The 22,768-nt window shown below is 42.6% G+C and carries 19 protein-coding genes; 12 read left to right on the top strand and 7 right to left on the bottom strand.

Going from position 1 to position 22,768, the window contains the following annotated elements:
- Window positions 1-150: 150 nt before the first annotated feature.
- Entirely contained in the window at window positions 151-1,254 is a 1,104-nt protein-coding gene (trpD, locus tag H6G75_RS10110; protein WP_190979804.1) for an anthranilate phosphoribosyltransferase, read from the top strand.
- Here the strand turns inward: trpD and H6G75_RS10105 are convergent.
- Window positions 1,184-2,227 carry a TIGR02281 family clan AA aspartic protease gene (locus H6G75_RS10105; protein WP_190979803.1) on the bottom strand — a complete coding sequence of 348 codons (1,044 nt, stop codon included), beginning with the start codon at window positions 2,225-2,227 and terminating at the stop codon, window positions 1,184-1,186. The genes trpD and H6G75_RS10105 overlap by 71 nt on opposite strands.
- Window positions 2,228-2,474: 247 nt before the next feature.
- Here H6G75_RS10105 and carA point away from each other — a divergent pair, with 247 nt between their 5' ends.
- The 5 genes from carA (at window position 2,475) to H6G75_RS10080 (ending at window position 6,530) form a co-directional block, all read left to right on the top strand.
- Window positions 2,475-3,623 (top strand): glutamine-hydrolyzing carbamoyl-phosphate synthase small subunit, encoded by a 1,149-nt coding sequence (carA, locus tag H6G75_RS10100; RefSeq protein WP_190979802.1) that lies wholly within the window; start codon window positions 2,475-2,477, stop codon window positions 3,621-3,623.
- Window positions 3,624-3,783: 160 nt separating this feature from the next.
- The gene (locus tag H6G75_RS10095; protein ID WP_062292916.1) at window positions 3,784-4,185 is read left to right on the top strand and encodes an STAS domain-containing protein; all 402 of its coding nucleotides are present in this window, start codon (window positions 3,784-3,786) and stop codon (window positions 4,183-4,185) included.
- 389 nt (window positions 4,186-4,574) lie between these two features.
- On the top strand, window positions 4,575-5,057 hold the full coding sequence (locus tag H6G75_RS10090; RefSeq protein WP_190979801.1) for a ribonuclease III domain-containing protein: 483 nt from the start codon (window positions 4,575-4,577) through the stop codon (window positions 5,055-5,057).
- A gap of 96 nt (window positions 5,058-5,153) precedes the next feature.
- Window positions 5,154-6,131: a 23S rRNA (guanosine(2251)-2'-O)-methyltransferase RlmB gene (rlmB, locus tag H6G75_RS10085; protein ID WP_190979800.1), complete on the top strand. Its 978-nt coding sequence runs from the start codon at window positions 5,154-5,156 to the stop codon at window positions 6,129-6,131.
- 96 nt (window positions 6,132-6,227) lie between these two features.
- Window positions 6,228-6,530 (top strand): DUF1816 domain-containing protein, encoded by a 303-nt coding sequence (locus H6G75_RS10080; protein ID WP_190979799.1) that lies wholly within the window; start codon window positions 6,228-6,230, stop codon window positions 6,528-6,530.
- 60 nt (window positions 6,531-6,590) lie between these two features.
- On the opposite strand, the gene H6G75_RS10075 is transcribed toward H6G75_RS10080, so the two are convergent.
- The 4 genes from H6G75_RS10075 to sat form a co-directional block, all read right to left on the bottom strand.
- A complete protein-coding gene (locus tag H6G75_RS10075; RefSeq protein ID WP_190979798.1) occupies window positions 6,591-7,430 on the bottom strand; it encodes an alpha/beta fold hydrolase in 840 nt (279 codons plus the stop codon).
- A 284-nt stretch (window positions 7,431-7,714) separates the two neighbouring features.
- Complete coding sequence (locus tag H6G75_RS32945) at window positions 7,715-7,954, bottom strand: DUF2059 domain-containing protein (RefSeq protein ID WP_242051497.1); 240 nt, start codon at window positions 7,952-7,954, stop codon at window positions 7,715-7,717.
- Window positions 7,955-8,532: 578 nt separating this feature from the next.
- Window positions 8,533-10,641 (bottom strand): caspase family protein, encoded by a 2,109-nt coding sequence (locus H6G75_RS10065; RefSeq protein ID WP_190979796.1) that lies wholly within the window; start codon window positions 10,639-10,641, stop codon window positions 8,533-8,535.
- A gap of 187 nt (window positions 10,642-10,828) precedes the next feature.
- The gene (gene sat, locus H6G75_RS10060; RefSeq protein ID WP_190979795.1) at window positions 10,829-12,019 is read right to left on the bottom strand and encodes a sulfate adenylyltransferase; all 1,191 of its coding nucleotides are present in this window, start codon (window positions 12,017-12,019) and stop codon (window positions 10,829-10,831) included.
- A 141-nt stretch (window positions 12,020-12,160) separates the two neighbouring features.
- On the opposite strand from sat, the gene H6G75_RS10055 reads away from it, so the two are divergent.
- A complete protein-coding gene (locus H6G75_RS10055) occupies window positions 12,161-12,625 on the top strand; it encodes a hypothetical protein (protein WP_190979794.1) in 465 nt (154 codons plus the stop codon).
- A gap of 57 nt (window positions 12,626-12,682) precedes the next feature.
- On the opposite strand, the gene mnmA is transcribed toward H6G75_RS10055, so the two are convergent.
- Entirely contained in the window at window positions 12,683-13,738 is a 1,056-nt protein-coding gene (mnmA, locus tag H6G75_RS10050; RefSeq protein ID WP_190979793.1) for a tRNA 2-thiouridine(34) synthase MnmA, read from the bottom strand.
- A gap of 379 nt (window positions 13,739-14,117) precedes the next feature.
- Between mnmA and H6G75_RS10045 the strand changes: the two genes are divergently transcribed.
- The 3 genes from H6G75_RS10045 (at window position 14,118) to secA (ending at window position 20,155) form a co-directional block, all read left to right on the top strand.
- Window positions 14,118-14,945, top strand: coding sequence for a hypothetical protein (locus tag H6G75_RS10045; protein ID WP_190979792.1), 828 nt, complete (start codon window positions 14,118-14,120; stop codon window positions 14,943-14,945).
- 390 nt (window positions 14,946-15,335) lie between these two features.
- Window positions 15,336-16,928, top strand: coding sequence for an NAD(P)H-hydrate dehydratase (locus H6G75_RS10040; protein ID WP_190979791.1), 1,593 nt, complete (start codon window positions 15,336-15,338; stop codon window positions 16,926-16,928).
- Between the two features lie 431 nt (window positions 16,929-17,359).
- The gene (gene secA / locus H6G75_RS10035) at window positions 17,360-20,155 is read left to right on the top strand and encodes a preprotein translocase subunit SecA (RefSeq protein ID WP_190979790.1); all 2,796 of its coding nucleotides are present in this window, start codon (window positions 17,360-17,362) and stop codon (window positions 20,153-20,155) included.
- A 91-nt stretch (window positions 20,156-20,246) separates the two neighbouring features.
- On the opposite strand, the gene gloB is transcribed toward secA, so the two are convergent.
- A complete protein-coding gene (gene gloB / locus H6G75_RS10030) occupies window positions 20,247-21,020 on the bottom strand; it encodes a hydroxyacylglutathione hydrolase (protein ID WP_190979789.1) in 774 nt (257 codons plus the stop codon).
- Between the two features lie 366 nt (window positions 21,021-21,386).
- Between gloB and H6G75_RS10025 the strand changes: the two genes are divergently transcribed.
- Both H6G75_RS10025 and H6G75_RS10020 read left to right on the top strand, forming a co-directional pair.
- Window positions 21,387-21,614: a hypothetical protein gene (locus tag H6G75_RS10025; protein WP_190979788.1), complete on the top strand. Its 228-nt coding sequence runs from the start codon at window positions 21,387-21,389 to the stop codon at window positions 21,612-21,614.
- A 301-nt stretch (window positions 21,615-21,915) separates the two neighbouring features.
- Window positions 21,916-22,755, top strand: a complete 840-nt coding sequence (locus H6G75_RS10020; protein ID WP_190979787.1) for a glycosyltransferase — start codon at window positions 21,916-21,918, stop codon at window positions 22,753-22,755.
- Window positions 22,756-22,768: the final 13 nt, after the last annotated feature.

Raw genomic sequence — 22,768 nt, 5'->3', positions numbered from 1 at the left:
ATTTAAGCCCTGTAGATCCCCCTTAAAAAGCAGGACGTTGACTCCATTTCGCACCTTTTGAAGGTGGGCTAGGGGGGATCAAGCAATTAATACTTCTCAGACGTTTTTTTAGAAAGCCTTGGCGCATTTTCATCACTTACAACCCTAGCTATGACAAATTCCTCAGAAATTTCTACAAGCTGGTATATTCTGCTACAGCAATTAATAGACGGTCAATCCTTGACACGCCCCCAAGCTGCGGAATTGATGCAAGGGTGGCTGAGTGAAGCAGTTCCCCCAGAGTTATCAGGCGCAATTTTAACCGCCCTCAATTTTAAAGGCGTTTCCGCCGAAGAATTAACAGGTATGGCTGAAGTCTTACAATCTCAGAGTAGACCACTCAGCACTCACACTTCGACTTCTCCTGTCGGAGACGCTGCGCGAACGCTCAGTGTACAGCACTCAGCACTCAGCACTATCATTGACACTTGCGGAACTGGCGGTGATGGTTCATCAACTTTCAACATTTCCACGGCGGTGGCTTTTGTTGTCGCGGCTTATGGTGTACCTGTAGCGAAACATGGCAATCGTTCCGCCTCTAGTCTGACGGGTAGCGCGGATGTTTTAGAAGCATTGGGTGTCAACTTAAGCGCACCTAGCGAAAAAGTCCAAGCCGCCTTACAAGAAGTCGGGATCACCTTTTTATTTGCCCCCGGTTGGCATCCAGCCTTAAAAGCGGTGGCTCAATTACGCCGCAATCTGAGGATTCGCACTGTTTTCAACTTACTGGGGCCGTTAGTTAATCCCTTGCGTCCGACTGGGCAAGTGGTGGGGTTATTTACACCCAAACTTTTAGAAACTGTTGCTCAAGCGTTACATAATCTGGGCAAACAAAAAGCGATCGTTTTACACGGGCGAGAAAGAATTGATGAAGCCAGCCTGGGGGATTTAACTGATTTAGCAGTGTTATCTGATGGCAAAGTGCAGTTAACTACTCTCAATCCTCAAGAGGTGGGTGTAACACCTGTGTCTATCAATGCACTCAAGGGTGGCGATGTCCAGGAAAATGCCGAAATTCTCAAAGCTGTGCTGCAAGGCAAAGGAACCACAGCACAACAAGATGCTGTAGCCTTAAATGCTTCCTTGGCACTACAAGTTGCAGGTGCGATTCCGTTGTTAGATCATGCTCAAGGCGTGAGTGGGGCTAGGGAAATTCTACAGAGCGGGAGTCCGTGGCAGAAGTTGGAGGATCTAGTTCAATTTCTATCGAATTAGCTTCAGAATGCGATTGGGGACGGAATTCAACAACATTGCGCTTAATGGTGACATCGTAATTACCAAAAAAGTCATGTCCCAATAAGCCCGTTTCTAAATCTGTCCCAGCGATCGCTACTGGCACTCGATTCACCCTTACCCCGCTAACTGCCATTGAATCAACATAACCCACCGGAAATTCTACGGCTCTAGAACTAGCAGTATTCGCCTTGGCTTTGCCTACAGGTATAATACCTAACGCATTCGCCATCTGTTGAGTAATTACAGTGCCACTGGCCCCTGTATCTACAATCATGTCGAATTTCTGCTGACCATTAAAAGTGACTTCCACAATCGGCGTACCACCCACGCGGCGTTTAATCGGCGCAACAAACACATTTTTTTCCCGTGGCAGAAGTTCTGTGGAGGAAAAAACGCGCTGTTCTGGCTGTTGTCTGGTTTGGACAGTCGGTTGTGGCATAAATTTAGCCACAGTTTTTGGCTGAGGAACTGCCACTACGATGTTTTGATTGTCAGCTGATGGCCTCGGCAAATTGGGATTCGCCTTTTGCCGCGCATACGTTACCTTACGCTGATATTCGACAATTTTGCCTTGTGCCGACACATAATCAGGACTTTGACGGCTGACCTTTTCCATGAGGGCGATCGCCTCTTGAAACTGATTGGCCACCAAATTCCAATCCTCAACCGATTGAGCCGATTGACTAATACTCACGGCTCCTGCGGCTTTGTCTAATCCCAACTGAAAAGAATCGGGTTCAAGACCCGACGGCGGCAGTGTTTCAGGTTCTGGGCTAGTAACTGGGGCTGCTGATTCAACATTTGGTGTTACTGATGAATTGTCAGTGATCACAGATTGTTGATTACTAACAGTCTCAGTAGTCTGTTTGTCTTCACTACAGGCAACACCCAAAACAGCTAAAGCACTTGCGAGAAAAATCGGGGCTGTACGAGATAAAAAAGACTGAAGCATAATTGATATCTATTTTACCTAGCCAAACAACTGCAAAACTAATCCTGCCACCGAATCACCCTAGGAAAATCATTCAGAATTATGAAGTATGAATTATGAAGTATGAAGTGTCAGACTTTGCATTTGATGATTTACACTTTTTTAGGATGAAGACACAGTGCCGAAGTAAAAATCTCAGATTTCAGACTTAATACTTCAGACTTAATACTTCAGACTTCATACTTACCCCATCCCTAATCTATCGCTTATGTCCCTGTCTGACGCAATACCCGCTCTACTTGTCTTGGCAGATGGCACTGCTTACCGTGGTTGGTCTTTCGGTGCGACGGGAACCACAATCGGGGAAGTGGTGTTTAACACTGGTATGACTGGCTATCAAGAAGTTTTGACTGACCCTAGTTACTGCGGTCAAATTGTCATTTTTACCTATCCTGAATTAGGGAACACAGGTGTTAATCCTGAAGATGAAGAATCATTGCGGCCGCAAGTGCGAGGTGCGATCGCTCGCAATATTTGTCATCAACCGAGTAACTGGCGATCGACCCAATCCCTACCCGACTACCTCAAACAAAATCAAATTCCCGGTATCTACGGCATCGATACCCGCGCTCTCACCCGCAAAATTCGGATGTTCGGCGCAATGAATGGTGGAATTTCTACAGAAATTTTGGATGAAGCCGAACTGCTAGAACAAGTCCAAGCATTTCCCAATATGGCTGGCTTGAATCTCGTCAAGGAAGTCAGCACACCCCAAGTTTATGAATGGTCAGAACCCACTATTCCCGAATGGGAATTTAATCCCGAAACTACGGCAAATGGTCAAGAAACCTTTACAGTCGTCGCCATTGATTTTGGAGTGAAGCGCAATATCTTGCGGCGGTTGGCTAGTTATGGTTGTCGCGTGATTGTTGTCCCAGTCAATACACCCGCCGAAGAAATTCTCAGCTACAACCCAGATGGTATTTTTCTTTCCAATGGCCCTGGTGATCCCTCTGCGGTTACAGAAGGGATTGAAACCGTCAAAGCCCTCTTAGAAAGCCAAAAACCCATGTTTGGTATTTGTATGGGACACCAAATTTTAGGTCACGCCTTGGGCGCAGAAACCTTTAAACTCAAATTTGGCCATCGGGGGTTAAATCAGCCTGCGGGTTTACAACGGCGGATCGAAATTACCAGCCAAAATCACAGTTTTGCCATTAACCCAGATAGTTTACCTCAAACATTGGTTGAGATTAGCCACCTCAACTTAAACGATCGCACTGTTGCTGGTGTCCGCCATAAATCTTTGCCCATTTTCTCGGTACAGTATCACCCCGAAGCCAGCCCCGGCCCCCATGATGCTGATTATCTATTTGAGCAATTTGTCCAAGCAATGCGATCACTACGCACAGTTTAATGGCGAGGTTAAGTAAAAATATAAAAAGTGCTAGATGGGATCTGTAAAAATTAAAAGTTAAAAGGCAAAAGTCAAAAAATTTTTACTTTTTACCTTTTACTTTGGCTAAACTCTGCTATCTCAGCAGATTGTAGACAACGTGCATAAAAACCATCTATACTTGAGCGTTCACTTTAATTATGAGGAGGGAATTATTGCTGAGCCACTTAATCTAACCGTAAGCCTGAGAGGCACTCGTGAAATCCGGGATAACTGTCAGCTATTCCGCCTCACAGGTTTGTTAGATGCCTTTTCTGAACCGACATTTCGCAAGGTACTAGGCGGCAAAATTGACGAGGGGCCAAAGCACATTATTCTGGATCTCTCTCAAATTGACTTTGTTGATAGCTCTGGCTTGGGAGCCTTGGTACAGCTGGCCAAGCAGGCTCAAAACGCTGAAGGCACCTTGCAAATTGTTACAAATGCCCGTGTCACCCAAACAGTCAAACTTGTTCGCTTAGAGAAGTTTCTCTCTCTGCAAACCACAGTGGACGCGGCTCTCGAAAATATCAAAGGGTCTTGATAGTTTGACTGGGGGTGGAATTCAGCTATCCGATAGTTTATCTGGATAGCTTAATTTTTATCAAAACTGGATGCTAACCTCTCTCCTCGTGAGAGAGGTATCAAAGCCAGCCATTTTGACTGAAGTCTGCAAAACTAACATATTTCACAAATCCTTTTATCGCAAAAAGGGTGTAGGTCGGTTGTATTTGTTCAAAACCCTTACACCCTTACACCCAGCCTCAACCATTCCTCTTCTTAAGAAATTCCAACTCCAGTAAAAAATCTCCCCTAAAAAGATAGAATTAATTGGGTAATCCTGATAGTATAGATTGTGCTACGTAAGATATTTTAAATATATTCAAGAAAAATTAATCGTCTAAAAGTATTCTGTTAAGGAATGATGAATTTGTGGATTCCCAGGAGGAAGAACTAATAGATAGACAAGATGAACCTCCTACATCTGATTTATCTTGGGTGCAAGCCTGTCTAGCCAGCAATGTACAACTACACCAAACAATTTCCCCAAGCCAAGTGCAGCAAATTTCTCCGGCTGCCCTTGCTTATGTAGGAGATGCAATCTATGAGCTTTATGCTAGAATGTTCTATCTATTGCCATTACAACGGCTAGAAACTTATCACCGTTTGGTAGTGGCTCAGGTGAGAGCAGAAACACAAGCCCTACATTTGCGATTGCTGATTCCTCATCTGAGGGAAGCCGAACTAGAAATTGTCCGCAGGGGACGTAACGCCTCGACCGGACGGCCTAAACGCCTTGCTCCCGAAATTTATCAACAAGCAACTAGCCTAGAAACTTTGATTGGTTACTTGTATCTTACCGATATCCCACGCTTAACCGAATTGTTGCAAAAACTTCATCTCGAACAAGAGTGAGACATTTCACCTGAGCATTCAAAAATTGGTGTGTTCGGTTCAGCACCTTTAAGTATTCAGGATGCCTACTTATAAGCTCATACATTGAAACTCATTATGACTAGCAAACCCAAAAAGCTCCAGACATCTGGTGAACCCAATCGTGGGCGGACTGTGAAAATTAAAGGCAAGCGTTTTAGTGGTAGTCCAATTCGGAAAGCCAAACCAGGAGAGCGTGATAACCACGCCACACCAAGCAATTCCTCGGCAAATCGTCAGTTTTCTTATCAATCTCCCATTCTCAAGAAAACCGAAGACAACGAAAATGATTTAATCTACGGTCGTCATCCAGTTTTGAGTGCTTTAGAAAGTCAACGGGAACTCAATCGTGTATGGGTAACAGCGCGGTTACGCTACGATCCCCGATTTCACAATTTGCTACTACAAGCAAAAGAAAATGGCACAGTTATCGATGAAGTAGAACCCAAGCGTCTCGACCAAATTACCGAAGGTGCTAATCACCAAGGAATAGCAGCCCAAATCGCCCCCTATTCCTACCTAGAATTACCAGACTTAGTTGCTCAAGCTAAATCTGCTGTCAATGATCCCGTGATTGTTGTCGCGGAGGGGATCACCGATCCACATAACTTGGGAGCAATTATCCGCACTGCGGAAGCAATTGGCGCTCAAGGTTTGGTTATCCCCCAAAGAAGAGCCGTAGGGATCACCTCAACAGTCGTCAAAGTTGCAGCAGGCGCTTTAGAAAACTTTGCAGTATCCAGAGTAATTAACCTCAGCCGCGCTTTAGAAGAACTCAAAGAAGCTGGCTTTTGGATTTATGGTACCGCCGCTACCGGGAGCGAACCCATACATACAGTACGTTTTAACGGGCCTATAGTTTTAGTCATCGGCTCTGAAGGTGAAGGCTTAAGCATGTTAACTCAACGAGCATGTGATGTTTTGGTGTCAATTCCCTTACAAGGAAAAACCCCTAGTCTAAATGCCTCTGTTGCGGCTGGGATGGCGCTTTACGAGGTTTATCGCCAACGTTCTTTAAACACTTTGTATCTAAATAAGTTACCAAAACCTCTTTGAAAAAAAAGAGCAAAAGAGTATAAAGAAATGTAAAGCAACCACAATCACAACGTAGTATCTAACAACTACTACCAGATTGATCAATCAGCAACTACCATGAAAACCATCGGGTACGACATGAAAGAAGCTTTAATCAACACATTTAATAGCCTCGGATTAGCGTGGTGGGTAGAAATAGTGACACAAAACCCCCGTTGCACTTACTACTTTGGGCCATTTCTCACTTCTGCTGATGCAAAATTAGCCTTAAAAGGCTATGTAGAAGATTTAGAACTGGAAGGAGCGCAAGGAATACAAGTGAATGTCAAACGCTGTAAGCCAGATAATTTGACAATTGCTGATGACCTGGGGGAACGGATTGACCGCAAAGTAACGCCTGCCTTTAGCGGTCAGATGTAATTTAGGCAATCAATTTGGGATTTTGGATGTTAGATTAACTTGCAATCCAAAATCGCAAATCTAAAATCTAAAATTTTCTTGGTGCGCTTCTAACCAGTGGTCGATGTCGCCCAGTACTTGATGCGGAATTTCCCAAGGGAAAAGATGTGCGGTGTTGGGGTAACATTGCCACTGACTATTTTTGAGATGTCTAGCGGTTTCTAAACTAGATTCGGCTGTGATGTGGCGGTCTTGAGCGCCTGCTAGTACTAGGCTAGGGCAATTAACCTGCTCTAGTTCTGCTAGACGATTGTATCGAGAGCGTAAAGCAGTGGATAAAGCACGAGTCGCCGCAGGTGAGGTTTGTAAATAAGCTGGTACTGCTGCTTGGGCAATGTATTTATAGGCAGTGGCATTATGCTGTTGAATCAGGTAACGAAACAGCGATCGCTTACCAAATGTATCAATATTCCATTGCCAACTAGGCTTAATTAAATTTAACAAAGCTGCAATGCCTGTATATAAGTTATCCTGCCAAGTAATCGGCGGATGACTACCATAAGGTCTAGCGGCTGTGGCTATCAAAATTAGCCCCGTGACACGCTCTGGCATCCTGAAAGCTAATTCCATCGCCAAAATTCCACCTAGTGACCAACCCAATATCAAGCATTTTTCAATGGCAAAGCGGTCTAAAAGGGCTTCTAGGTCGGTTAAATGGTCTGTCATGGCAAAATTACCTTGATAGCGGCTTTTGCCATAACCACGCAAATCTGGAGCGAAAGTTTGAAAGCGTTGAGATAAGTGATTAGTAAATACAGAAAGACTACGACCAGAGCCAGGATGACCATGTATCGCTAAAATTGGAAATCCTTGACCTTGAACGTAGGTGTTAAGGCTGACATTACCCACAGTTGGAACCATGTAATTTGAGAGTAAAAATTCAGAAGTCAGAATCCAGAATTATTAATATATATTGAAGGAAGAAATCAATTTTCGCCTACCTTTGTATATTGATCAACGGCTTAATTGAGCAGCAATTGAACGACTCCAAATCAACACAGAAACATCAGTTCCAATGATTTGTTATAGCCTTTCTGAATGCAGATGGAAATCTAGTACAACAAGGCGGAAATAAACACACCATTTCAAAAGGCGCGAAAGCCAAGAATATAAGACTTTTGACTTTTGACTTCCGCGTAGCGGTACTAGTCTGGTGGTAAACTGATTTTGCCGTTATTATAGTTCTCCCACAATTCAAATCCCATTTTGAACCTTTGTTTAGACGTATCCATGTATGCTTTAACTTCAGACTGCAACAACTTTTTCATCACAGGTTGCTTTGATAAATTTAACAATTTCTTTAATTCATCTTCCGAAAAATCAGCTTCTAACCTTGCTGCATAGGCATCTTTGAAGTATCTCCAACCAATTTCTCGTACAAACATCTTCCTAAACCTTGTATAAAGCTTAAAATCGTCGCCCTTACCTATTAACGTGCCAATCAAGTGGTCGAAATACATATCGTATCTTTGTGCAATTCCGATCTCTTGTAGTACCTCAGTTGCTAATTTATACTTGGAGGTTACTTTGGGAGGTGTTTTTGATTGGTATTCAACTAAAGAAGGTTGTTGAGAATTCGCTACATATACCGTGAAGAAGGTAAAGCAGACGATCAGCAACAATCCGAGAAACCTTGAAAAGTGTAACTTTACTTTGAACATAGAAATTGAAGTACCTGAAATTCGATACAAAATTACGCCAAAAGTCTAATCCATACTGCGGCTCAATTATCCTGTTATCTTATGTTGTCTGTAAATGAACTTGACCACTTTTAGTTGCCTAATTTTGGCTAAAAACTGACAATTTTAATGGATCTATCGGGTTGGCATAACTATTTATTGTATAGCAGTAGCCAAGTTGGTTAGGACATTGATAAATCATGAGACTTAGACACCATAAAGCTTTTAACCCTGTCACCTGTAACCTATTACCTATTCCCTGCTATACTGTCAGACTTCAGATTTCAATTGACGTGAAAACTAAAGTTAAAACTAGCCCAATGATTCACATTTAATGTATAAAAATCATTCGCTGTGGCGTTGGTTTCGGCGGTGGTAAGGCTGGCGTTATGTAAATCTTGTAAGATGGCTTGGGCGATTTCCCAAGGATTGACTAATGCACCGATTGGTTGTTGGTCGCCTGTGGGATATTTAGCAGTTTCTAAAGCTTTGAGGGTGGTGGTAAAGGGTGCAAGACTTAAAATTAATTGGTGTTCGCATTCGTAAGCTGGCCCTGAAATCGGCCATCCAGATGTTGCAGTATTGTTGGGTAGAGTTATGGTTTCGCCAGCCGGGATGATTACTTGTTGGAGTACAGGTTTTGTTTCGGAAGTGTTGGGTTCTTCAACAGTTTGCCAAGGGTAAAAAGCAATTGCAGTTCTATGATTTTTCAATCCTATTAGCATTAAATATACTGTGCGATCGCCTTTATTTTGGACGCGGTATTGAATGCGACTACCAATCGGTATAGTATGAGTGCTGAGTGTTTTTTTGGGTAATGTTTTTGTGTCAACAGTTCGTAGGGTTTCTCTTTGTAGAATGACCTTGGGTGATATACCATTCACTATCTCTAAACTGCCTTTAATTGGTAGGTGGGAAGAACCTTCATTTTCTGTGAGTCGCCATAATTTGGCTGCTAGTAAATGTGGCAGTTTCGTGGATAACCTTGTAACTGCTACCTTCACAGCTTCCCCAACTTCCCCTGCGCCGTTCGCAATTAATTGTCCAGTTGGAGCAAATAAACCATAACGGCTGGGAGTTTGCGAAAGTTTGCCAAATATATAATCGGGTGGTTGTTCTCCTGTAACGACACTAACCATAGATGCCATTGCGGCAAAGGCGCTAGTAGCATCAACTCTTTCAATTCTTTCTAACCCAGCATCTAAACCGATATTTAAACTAATATTGCGTGGTAAAACCCTAACTGCTTCTTGAATTAGTTGCCCAACTTGCAGAGGAGTGGCTAATTCTAAACCAGAAGTTTGAGCTTTGGCAGTTAACCCTGTACGCGATCGCAATATTAGCTGTTCTCCATTTGCAGAAGTCAAGCGAGAATTGATACCGTAATTCTCTAATACTTGTGGTGGGAGTCCTCCTAACCAAATTTGGGCGGTTTTTCCATCTTCTTCTATAGCCAGAATTGCTCCCTCAGCACCAAGATTTTGATCTAACAGTAAGCTTTCGCTGGTTACGGACTTTTTGCCATTGACTAAAATCGGATGCTGTTTACTACCCCATTTAGACATTGCACTGTCTACATGAGCAAGACTAAATTGCAGTGTGGTAGCGGGAGTGGTTTCCCAGAGGTACTGAGTTAAAGCATAAGTAAATAAGCCAGCACTAAACCCCGAAAATAGTCCTTCCTGGGCGACTTGTTTGGGATCAGCCGTGGCAGATAAAATCACCGCATTGGTCAATGAAGCTTTAGTTTTGAGTTGTTCGAGAAATTCAATTTCTGCGGTGGCTAACTTGGCGGCTAAATCTTGACGGGCGCGAATTCGCCAACTTGTGGGTTGAATTGTACTAGGCAGATCATAACTAGTATCTAATATTGCTGTGACCTTTTCTGTAGGGAGCGATCGCAGCAATAATAAAAGAGTCTCTTCTAAAAGATAAGTGGCTATCTTTTCATCTTGAATTTCTAAATTCTCGTTTGTTGGCACTAAAGCATTTTGTAGTGTTTCATCAGACTCATTTATTTTGATGCGCGTGCCATAGCCGCTAAAGTGAAAAACAACTACATCGTCAGATTTAACTTGTTTACCAAGATGATCTAAACAAGCCGCCTCAATAAATTCCCGACTCGCTTGTTCATCAGTTAACGTCAAAATATTGGCAGGTAAAAAGCCAAACCGATGAATCAACAGTTCTTTTTGCAATTCCACGTCGGTAAGACAGCCACTCAGCGAAGGACTTTTGCGGTATTGATTAATGCCGACTAATAAAGCTAGTTTTCGGGGCGTTGGTTGTGCTAAAGCTTGGTAGTGCTGACTCCAAGTAAACAATTCCGCTTCCGTGACACCCAACACCGCTAGTATTGAGCCAATCCGTTTTAAAAAAGTCCGACGCTGCATAAAGTTAGCTATCAGTCCTCAGCCTGTCAGCTAACAGCTTAAAGGGCTGAAGTCGTGACTGTAAAGTTAAAGTTTTTACTATTTACATCTTGACAAGTTTAAAACTTATAGCTGTTCGATAAGCAAATATCCTTCATAAAGCTTGTAGAGACGTTGTATACAACGTCTCTACAACCCATCTTATTGATTAAGTCAAAGCTGGAACAGGAATGGGAACCCGCATCGCCCGCGCCAACTCGGCTGCAACTTCTGGGCGGGAGAATTCTGGTGGGGGTAATTCACCACGACGCAGCATTTCTCTCACTTTTGTACCTGAGAGGTGAATACGTTCTTCTGGTCTGCTGGGACTGGTTTTAGTCGTCGCCATTTGCTTGGTACGTGTGCAGTAGAAGGCGTGTTCAAACTTCATCGGTACGATTCCGATTTCACTTGGCTCAAATTCATCAAAGATGTATTGAGCATCATAAGTACCATAGTAATCGCCAACGCCAGCATGATCCCGCCCGACAATGAAGTGAGTGCAGCCGTAGTTTTTGCGAACTAAAGCATGGAAGATAGCCTCACGGGGGCCAGCGTAACGCATAGCGGCTGGGTTAATTGCTAAAATCACCCGGTCTAAGGGGTAGTAATGCTCTAGCAAAATTTCATAGCAACGCATCCGCACATCAGCTTGGATATCATCTTCTTTAGTTGCCCCAACCAATGGATGTAAAAATAAACCATCTACAGTTTCTAAAGCGCACTTTTGAATATATTCATGGGCGCGGTGGATGGGGTTGCGGGTTTGGAAACCAACAATTGTTTTCCAGCCTTTTTCTTTGAATAACTGGCGTGATGCTGCGGGGTCAATTTGGTAGTTGGGGAAGTAAGGGTGAGGATCACGTTGGAGTAGCCAGATATCACCAGCCAGATTGATGGAACCTTGGTTATAAACTACTTTTACTCCTGGATGTTTTGCGTCATCGGTGCGGTAAACATTAACAGCTTCGCGGATTTTGTCGTAGTGATATTTTTGGCTGAGTTGTAAAACCCCAATAAAATCACCTTGGGGGTTATCTAAGCGGATGTAATCGCCTTCCTTGAGGGGATCAGCTACTTCTTCTGTTACCGAAAGAGTAATTGGAATAGACCAGACCAAACCGTTAGCGAGACGCATTTCTGTGACGACGCGATCGTAGTCTGACTGATTCATAAAACCAGTGAGTGGACTAAAAGCACCGATCGCAATCATTTCTAAATCAGAAACCGCACGCTCGTCTAGTTGTACGCGAGGTAAAAATTCCGCTTTAGACAGAAATTCCTCTTTTTGTTCTGGTGTGGCGATGCGATTAACTAACTCTCCACCATGTGGCGCAATAGCATCTTGATGGTAACTCAACGTAATCCCCTCTTAGCGATAACTGTATATTGTTGCAAACTATGTATTAACTAACTTATCAAATGCTGGTACAGAGAGTAAAAATACTTCTGTAAAATTAGTCAAAAGAAGATTGACAAAATTAGTTATTGCCCATCAAGTATGTTTGACCCTCTCAAGTACGCTGATGAACTCATTGATTCAAAACAGGAAAATGAGTTATTGAAGTGGCTGCGACAACTTAATGATGAGGAAAAATTTACCTTTGTTTGGCGTGTATTAAACGCAAATCCTTGGCAGGGTTGTAAATTAGCCAAGCGATCGCAACTCAAACCTATTTTTTTAGAAGTGATTCTCGCAAATGGTTTAGTCTATGGTGACGCAAGCACAGTGGAATGTTATATCAAAGCTGTTCTGCCCAATTTAGGCTACAAGCGAGTACTTGAGATTATCAAAGCTCAGATAGATATTGCGCCATTGTGTGTGTATAAAACTCTCTACTGGCTGCCTTGGTTATACCGTAACCAATCAAAGCAACTAAAAAATGAGATATGCACACTTATTGAAGAATTCAATCAGAAGTATCCCAATTATGAACCACGTAGAAGCACAGGTACTCATGCTTAACAGCTAAATGCTGACGATGAGTAGAGACGTTGAATTTTAACGCCTCTACACAAGCATTTAACTAAACTGCTCAATAATTCCGCCGCCTAACACCTTTTCCCCGTCATACCAGACTGCTGCTTGTCCTGGGGTAATGCTGAACTGGGGTTCATCAAATACCAAGCGGACGCGGGAATTTTCCAGAGGAATTACCGTCACTGGTACAGGCTGAGAACGATAGCGGACTTGAACTTCAGCTTGAATTGGTGTGGAGGGTTCAGCGATGGAAACCCAATTTACTCGCCCGACTGTACATTCTGGCTGAGTTACTTTGGTGCGATCGCCTACCACAACACGATTATTCACAGCATCTAATTCCACCACATATAATGGTTCAGCCGCCGCAATGCCCAAACCTTTGCGTTGACCAATGGTGTAATGATGGACACCATCATGTTGTCCCAAAACTTTGCCTGTGGTATCCACAATATCGCCTTTTTTGGGCGCAAGATATTTATCTAAAAACGCCCGCATGGAACCGTTACTTTCCACTAAGCACAAGTCTTGACTTTCTGGCTTATCGGCAGTCTTCAAATTATATTCCGCAGCAATCCGGCGCGTATCTGTTTTTTCTAGTTCACCTAGAGGAAATACGGAAGCTGCGAGTAAATCTTGAGACAAATCATACAAAAAGTAAGACTGGTCTTTGTTGCGGTCAACTGCTCTTAATAACTGATAACGCCCACTTGCATCATCATAATTAATCTGGGCATAATGACCAGTAGCAATGCGATCGCATCCCAATTGTTCACGGGCATATTCCACCATCGGCCCAAACTTCACCGTTTTATTGCACTGCGAACAAGGTAACGGCGTAATTCCCGCACTATAACCAGACACTAAATAATCAACAATATTGCTCTGAAAGACATCCCGAATATCAACAACTTGATGGGGAATACCCAGTTGTTCGCAAATATCAGCCGCGTCGATCATTCCTTCAGAGCAACATTGCCCTTTGCCTTTCATTAGCCAAAGGGTCAAACCAATTACTTCATAGCCCTGATTATGTAAGATAGCAGCAGCAACAGAACTGTCAACGCCACCGGAAAGACCAACGACAACTTTTTTCATATCTTTAATTTTTTTAGACTAGCAGCTGCTGACGACAGCGATTAAAACTGTTTTCATTAATTCTGATGGGCTGTAAGATATCCGACTAGCGGATCTAAATACCCTGACTGAGCGATCGGCTTTTTTAAAGACAGCTGCGCGACTCCTCAATTGTAGCATATATATCCCAAACCCTTGCTACTCAAGCACTTGGGTTATTGAGTAAACAATTCATAACCACAGTAACTCAAATTTTGGATACCAAATAGACAAGGAAAAAGACTAATCATCAAATCTGTTCCCTGTCACCTGTCACCTGTTTCCTATAATGTATCCATTGCCACCTGTGCCTGTGGATTTTATGCTTAGACTATATAGTTTGAAAAATTTTGTTACTACTATGTCCATAAAGTTATCAGGTCAGTTTAGTACATTGTCGATAATGCCTTTATTTTTGGGAAGTTCCTTGGCGATGATTTCCCAGATTTATCCAGCCCAAGCACAAATCAACAATCATCATCTTCTGCTGTCACAACAAACCGTCATTGAAACTTTACCGCCACCGCCAGATACTTCCGTTACCCCAGATAATCAACAAACTTTGCCCCAAATACAACCAGGGCAAATTGAGCAATATGATTCTACTCCTTTTCCCTACCCATCTACAGATAATCAGTCTCAACAAATTCCTGTATTAATTCAACCGAGTCAGCCCAATCAATATAGTCAAAACTTTGAACGCTACTTTGTCTATGTTGACAGTGATAATTATCAAACACTACAACGAGTCCGGCAAATTGAACCAGAGGCTTACATCCGTCAATATCAAGGACGTTCGATTATTCAGTCAGGAGTTTTTAGTAGACAATCTAATGCTCAAGAGCGTGTGAGAGAATTACAGTCTTATGGTGTTCGTGGTGCAAAAATTGTCAGCTTTTCTAACGGGCAGGAAATACAAAATTTTAGCAGTAGTAATAGTAGCAGCAATTCTCAAAATAGAAGTAATCGGTATTATGTTGTAATTCCTGGGAGAACCCAAGATTTACCTGCAATTGCTAATACAATCATCCGCAAAAGCGGCTATTCTAGCTTAGTTCAAGAGAGACAAAAACCCTTTGGCCCCCATGTAGCTGTAGGGCCATTTGTGGAACGAGGTGATGCAGATAGATGGAATAGATATGTCCGGGATTTAGGATTTGGTGATGCGAGGGTTTATTACGCTAGGTAATTTCTGATACCGTTTTTTGATGAAGATGCACTTGATTCTGTACGGTAGAGACGTTGCATACAACGTCTCTACATCATTTGGTGCAACTTCATGGAGAATTGGTATGAGTGCCGAGTTCTGAGTTAAAAGTAAAGAGTAAAAATCTGGAGATTTTTTGAAATTTATAAGACGCATTTCGACTTCGCTCAATGCTCGATAGCCTTACTAAAAGAGGGTTGAGCGAAGTCGAAACCCGCCAATTTCAAGTTAGGTTTAATTCAGTCCTTTTACTTAGTTCTGCATAATCTTGATGAATTAATAATTTTGGCTTCTGACTTCTGATTTATGAATTCTCTTTTACTAACTTTTAACTCAACTCCTATCAGCAACTAAATCTGGAAATTTATAACAATGCCAAACCCGTCTCTTATTCAGATCAACCACTCGCAAAACAGACAAGAATATACTGCACAAGTTGTAGTCACTTCCGTGCAGATGCGGGATATTGAAGCACAGATTTTTGCTGTAGGGATGCCTGTAGCTGCTTTGATGGAAAAGGTGGCTGGACTGATTGCCCTGCGCGTGCAGCAGTTGTTTCCTTTGTCTGATAATTTATGCCGTGTAGGTATTTTAGTTGGCCCTGGTCACAATGGTGGGGATGCTTTGGTTGTAGCCCGTGAATTGCACTTTCGTGGGTATGAAGTTTGGATATATTCGCCTTTTTCTAAGTTAAAAGAATTAACTGCACAGCATTTACAATATGCTCAAAGTTTAGGTATTGCTTGTTATGAAAATATTGAACAATTACCAAATTGTGATTTTTTAATTGATGGGTTATTTGGATTTGGGTTAGAAAGACCGCTTACGGGTGCGATCGCTTCTACAATTAATCAATTCAATGAATGGCAAAAACCGATTATTAGTATTGATATTCCTTCCGGTTTGCATACCGATACCGGGGAAGTTTTAGGAACGGCAATTCGCGCTACTTACACATTATGCTTGGGTTTGTGGAAGTTGGGTTTATTGCAAGATCATGCTTTAGAGTATGTTGGCAAAGCAGAGTTAATTGATTTTGATATTCCCGTGGCAGATATAGAAGCTGTATTGGGAAATACACCCAAAATTAGACAGATTACTAGAAAAACTGCACTTTCTACTTTACCTTTGCCGCGTCCAGCAGTAACCCATAAGTATAAAGAAGGACATCTATTATTAATTTGTGGTTCGCGGCGTTATGCTGGCGGAGCAATTTTAACAGCTTTAGGGGCGCGGGCTAGTGGTGTGGGAATGCTTTCTGTAGCGGTTCCTGAATCATTAAAATATCTTCTGGTGTCACATTTACCCGAAGCATTGATTATTGGTTGCCCAGAAACCGAGACAGGGGCAATTTTAGAATTAACATTACCAGAGAATACTGATTTAAGTGCTTTTAGTGCGATCGCCTGTGGCCCTGGTTTAACCCGCGAAGCTACTCCCATTGTGCAGCAAGTTATCGAGAGCGATCGCACCTTGGTTCTTGATGCTGATGGTTTAAATATTTTGGCACAGCTAGACACCATCCCCACTTTACAAAAACGGCAAGCTACAACCGTCCTCACTCCCCACACAGGTGAATTTCACAGGTTATTTCCCAACGTATCAGATGCCAAACACGACAGAATCAAAGCCGTCAGAGAAGCCGCCGCCCAAAGTGGCGCAGTGGTATTGTTAAAAGGTGCGAGGACGGCCATTGCCAATTCTCAAGGTAACATCTGGATTAATCCCGAAAGTACCCCAGCCCTAGCCCGTGGTGGTAGTGGTGACGTGTTAACTGGCTTACTAGGGGGTTTATTAGCACAAGCAACAAAAAAACAAATTCCTATAGAAGATATCGTCGCTACTGCTGCTTGGTGGCATTCCCAAGCCGGAATTTTAGCAGCCCAAGAACGCACAGAACTAGGCGTAGATGCCCATACATTGACACAATATTTAATGCCAGTACTCAGCACCCATAAGACCTAATATAGTGTGAAAGTATAAAATTTCATCCTTATAACTCCTGCCTCAACCGCGTAGCGGTAAGTCAAAAGGCAAAAGTTAAAAGGCAAAAATCAAGAATACTTTTGACTTTTGGTTTTTTACTTTTGACTTCTCTGGCTTTGCCGGAGTGCCTTCTGCCTCCTGCCTTCTGTTAATCGGGCATCGCTACTCCAGCATGATCGGGGTTCACTGCTTCAGTTTCGGGCAAAATGATAGTATTAATAGAGTTTCGATATCAAACGTAAAATAAAAGCAAATCTTTTAGTAGATTTATTTCATCTACGTTTTTGTGTTCTTGAGTGAATTTTCATTTCCTACCCATCTCCTACTAAAAAAGCTGGGTTAGGTTAAATTCTTATAATCAATACCAAAGCTATATTTCCCATCCCCCTTGATTTAGTTCCATAACCGCCATGTTAAAACTCCTGTTGGGCGATCCCAACGCTCGTAAACTGAAAAAATACCAACCTTACATCACGGAAATTAATCTCTTAGAGGAAGAAATTAAAGCTCTCTCTGATGATGAATTAAAAGGTAAAACCGGAGAATTCAAACAGCGTCTTGCTAAAGGCGAAACTCTGGATGATATTCTGCCAGAAGCATTTGCCGTGGTGAGAGAAGCAGGACGGCGAGTCTTAGGGTTGCGACACTTTGATGTCCAGATGTTGGGCGGTATCATCCTGCACTCTGGGCAAATTGCGGAAATGAAAACTGGGGAAGGCAAAACCCTGGTAGCAACCTTGCCTAGTTATTTAAATGCTCTCACTGGTAAGGGTGTCCACGTCGTTACTGTCAACGACTACCTAGCTCGCCGGGACGCGGAGTGGATGGGACAGGTGCATCGCTTCCTCGGCTTGAGTGTGGGACTAATTCAGGCGACCATGAACCCCAGCGAGCGCCAGAAAAACTACGAATGTGATATTACTTACGTTACCAATAGTGAAGTCGGCTTTGACTACCTGCGCGACAACATGGCTACTTCAATGGCTGATGTGGTGCAACGTCCGTTTAACTATTGTGTCATCGACGAAGTAGACTCAATTTTAATTGATGAAGCCCGCACACCATTGATTATTTCTGGTCAGGTAGAAAGACCGACAGAAAAATATTTACAAGCGGCGGAAATTGCCCTGACGCTGAGAAAAGATGACCATTACGAGGTAGATGAAAAAGCTCGTAACGTGTTGTTGACTGATGAAGGCTTTGCAGAAGCAGAACAACTATTAGGTGTCACAGATTTATTTGACCCGGAAGATCCTTGGGCGCACTTTGTATTTAACGCCATTAAAGCCAAAGAATTGTTCTTAAAGGATGTCAATTACATCGTTCGAAATGGTGAGGTCGTCATTGTAGACGAATTTACTGGACGGGTATTACCGGGACGGCGCTGGAGTGATGGTCTACACCAAGCCATTGAAGCCAAAGAACACGTAGAAATTCAGCCGGAAACTCAAACTCTAGCCACAATTACCTATCAAAACCTGTTCTTGCTGTATCCCAAATTAGGCGGGATGACCGGAACAGCCAAGACAGAAGAAGCGGAGTTTGAAAAAATTTACAAACTAGAAGTAAGTATCATTCCGACTAACCGCATCAGAAAACGGGAAGATTTGTCGGATTTGGTGTTTAAGACAGAGGCAGGTAAATGGACAGCGATCGCTAGAGAATGTGCCGAAATGCACGAACTTGGTCGCCCGGTACTCGTAGGAACCACTAGTGTCGAAAAATCAGAATATCTCAGCCAACTCCTCAAACAAGCTGGTATTCCCCACGAATTACTCAACGCCCGCCCCGAAAACGTAGAACGGGAAGCGGAAATTGTCGCTCAAGCAGGACGCAGAGGTGCTGTCACCATTGCAACCAACATGGCGGGTCGCGGTACAGACATCATCCTCGGTGGTAACTCCGAATACATGGCGCGGTTGAAATTGCGGGAATATTTTATGCCACGCATCGTCCAACCAGAAGACGAAGATGTGTTTGGTGTGCAAAGGGCGAGTGGTAGTCTACCCGGTGGACATGGCGGTGGTCAAGGTTTTGCCCCTGGTAAAAAAGTCAAAACTTGGAAAGCTTCACCAGAAATCTTCCCCACCCAACTTTCTAAAGAAACCGAAAAACTACTGAAAGAAGCGGTGGATGTTGCAGTCAGAGAATATGGCGATCGCAGTTTACCAGAACTAGAGGCGGAAGATAAGGTGGCGGTAGCTGCCGAAAAAGCCCCCACCTCTGACCCAGTAATTCAGAAGTTGCGCGAAGCATACAACCGCATTAAGCACGAGTACGAACAGTTCACAGACAGCGAACACAATAACGTCGTCGAAATCGGTGGTCTGCACGTAATAGGTACAGAACGCCACGAGTCACGCCGCATTGACAACCAGTTGAGGGGACGCGCCGGACGACAAGGCGACCCTGGTTCCACCAGATTTTTCCTCAGTTTAGAGGATAACTTGTTGCGGATTTTTGGTGGCGATCGCGTTGCTGGTTTAATGAATGCCTTCCAAGTCGAAGAAGACATGCCAATTGAGTCAGGAATGCTGACTCGCAGCTTAGAAGGCGCACAGAAAAAAGTCGAAACCTACTACTACGACATCCGTAAACAAGTATTTGAATACGACGAGGTAATGAACAACCAACGTCGCGCCATCTACGCCGAACGTCGTCGGGTATTAGAAGGGCAAGACTTAAAAGAACAAGTCATCAAATACGCTGAAAAAACGATGGACGACATCGTTGACTACTACATCAACCCAGATTTGCCCTCAGAAGAATGGGAATTAGACAAGCTGGTTGAGAAAGTCAAAGAATTCGTCTACTTGCTCTCAGATATGCAAGCAAGTCAGCTAGAGGATATGTCTGTCACCGAAATTAAAGCATTCCTCCACGAACAAGTGCGAATTGCTTACGATATGAAAGAAGCGCAAATTGACCAAGTGCAACCAGGACTAATGCGCCAAGCCGAACGTTTCTTCATCTTGCAGCGCATTGATACCTTGTGGCGCGAACACCTGCAACAAATGGATGCTTTGCGTGAGTCTGTAGGTTTGCGTGGTTACGGTCAAAAAGACCCACTAATTGAATATAAGAGCGAAGGTTATGAACTATTCCTCGACATGATGGTCAACATCCGCCGAGATGTAGTTTACTCTTTGTTCATGTTCCAACCCCAACCGCAGCCTGTGGTGCAAACATCATCGGAAATGGTGTGATCATCAACTAAAAACCTGAGTTCAATCAACCTCTCCCTCCCTACTTCCTGACTAGTTGGAGGGAGGAAGGTCAATAACTGATGAGCATTAACTAAAATCTATCTTTCATTCCGCGAATGCGGGCGAATGTTTGCACTGCATCATTACTTTTGGCCGCTGCTTGTAGGGATGGTTGTTCCCAACGCAAAAATGGATTAGTTAGTTTTTCGACTCCCAGCAAAGAGGGGACAGTAGCTTTACCTTGATTGCGAAAGGTTTTTACTTCTGCGTAGCGTTGTTGTAAGTCAGTGTTATCACTATCTACAGTCAGGGCAAATTGTAAATTTTTTAAGGTATATTCGTGGGCGCACCAGACATGAGTGTTATCAGGGAGAGAACGGAGTTTCTCTAGGGATGAGACCATTTGTGTAGGTGTGCCTTCAAATAAGCGACCACAACCACCTGCAAATAAAGTATCCCCACAGAATAATTCTCCCGGTTCTTCTGCTGTCTGGGGTGGAAAGTAATAAGCAATATGGGCGCGAGTATGGCCAGGAACGAAGATGACTTCAGCAGAGCGATCGCCAAACAAAACGCGATCGCCTTGTTGTAGAAATACCTGCTGTCCCGGAATTCTCCCTTTATCCTCAGCCCCGCCGTAGACTGTGAGTTTGGGGAAGCTTTGCATTAATTGCTGATTGCCCCCTACATGGTCATGATGATGGTGAGTGTTGAAAATGGCGACTAACTCAGCATTCAGTTCTGCCAGTTTGTGCAGCACCGGTTCGGACTCAGCTGGATCGACAACTGCGGCAATATTTTGCTGACTATTGTGCAGTAAGAATATGTAGTTATCTGAGAGTGCTTCAAGACGGAATACCCGCATTTCCTCTTAACTTCCTAAAATAATTAATTCTTGGTAATTTTTGAGATACTGTAACCTTTTGATTTTACTTATTCTAGCGGTTAAGTTGCATAAGCTATATTCAGCTACAACCGTGCTTATACTGAAAACATTGTAAAAACACCAAAAAAACTGTTATTTTTATCAGTAAAAATCCTCTGGGAGTATCAGTAAGTCCGAAGTTAGATTTGTTCTGTTCTTTTTAGTTGAAAAATCGCTAAAAAGACTGTTATCAATGGGTGTACATATTTGCTATTGACTACCGAAATTAATCTTGAGCTGGGGTGCATTTACCTATACTTCGGTGAACAAATATGTACGTAGTTTTTGCATTTTGCAGGAGAAATAATGAGCGATCGCCCGTCTATCTACATCAGTGTTGATAGTCAATCAGAAATTGCTATTAAAAAAATCGTAGATAAAATCATTTCATCCGGAAAACTGAGTCGTCAAGACCATGCTTTACTGCTTTCCCAAGTGTTTGCTAATGGTCAAATCAGCGATAGAGTGCGCCGCCAAATTAACCGCATCTTAGATCAGATTCAAACAGGGCAGTTAAAATTAATTGACTGGTAAGACAGAATTTACAATTCATCAGTATTCGTAGCATCGCTCATTCCTACCTTGTGCATTATGATGTGTTAGATAGCAAAATTCACCATCATATAAGCACACTTGTATTGTTTGAAAAAATTAATAACCCTACAACATAATCAATTACATATTGACAATTGCTATAGCCGCTAAACTTGAGTTGACTACTTTAGTTTATATATTTGCTTGGCAAGACACGGTAAAATCTCATCAACAGTCAAGGCTTTTGACCTCATATCAAAGTCATAATTGATGTTAATAAATATGGTTAATAATTAAATTTATGAAAGAAACGAGAGGATTCATTACTATCTTAACCGGATTGTATTCTTTTCAAGACTGTATCCACTTTTTAGCCGCAATCCGCAAGTTTCATAATGAACCAATCATTGTTTTAATTGATCAAGTTCCACCTATTTTATATCCATTTTTAAAAGTCTTTAAAAATGTAATTCTCAAACCAGCACCAAAACATGAAAATCCAGTTCTAGCTTCAAGGCTGGCTAAAATATCTTTATATGAAGCCTCGGAGTTTGATAAAACCATTTTTCTAGACTCTGATATTTGCCTATTAACTGATATCAATGATGTGTTTGCAGCGTTGGATGAATTTGATTTATTGCTAACAGAAGATGTCCAGCCAGAGATATCAAAAGCTACCAATTTACTGCGAGGTAGCCAACAAGAAAACTTAGATAAAGTTTTATCAACACTACAATCTGTCGGCTTACCAGTCCAAGAAACCGATATTCAGTATAATAGCGGCTTAATCGCTTTCCGCAAAACCGCAGATACCCAAAAACTCTTTAGTGAATTTCAAAGATATTTTGCAATTATTACCGAAAATCAAGATAAGTTATTGTTGCGAGATCAAGGAGCTTTTGCGGCGGCGATCGCTACAGTGAAACCTCGCATGAAAGTCCTACCACCTACTTACAATTTCTTGAGTAAATGGAAAGATGCGTACAAAATTGATCAAGAAATTAAAGTATTGCATTGTACCTATCCTTATCGACCCCAGTACGCTAAAAATATTACTCGTTCCTTATATACGAGAATATTTGATAAACTTGCGCAGTTATTTTTGCCAGATCAAGTTAAAAACCCCTGGCGGCAGAAATAATTTATTATTCAAG

The organism is Nostoc sp. FACHB-280, from assembly GCF_014697615.1.
In the GTDB taxonomy this organism is placed as follows: domain Bacteria; phylum Cyanobacteriota; class Cyanobacteriia; order Cyanobacteriales; family Nostocaceae; genus Nostoc_B.
This window is presented reverse-complemented; position numbering and strand designations above follow the sequence as displayed.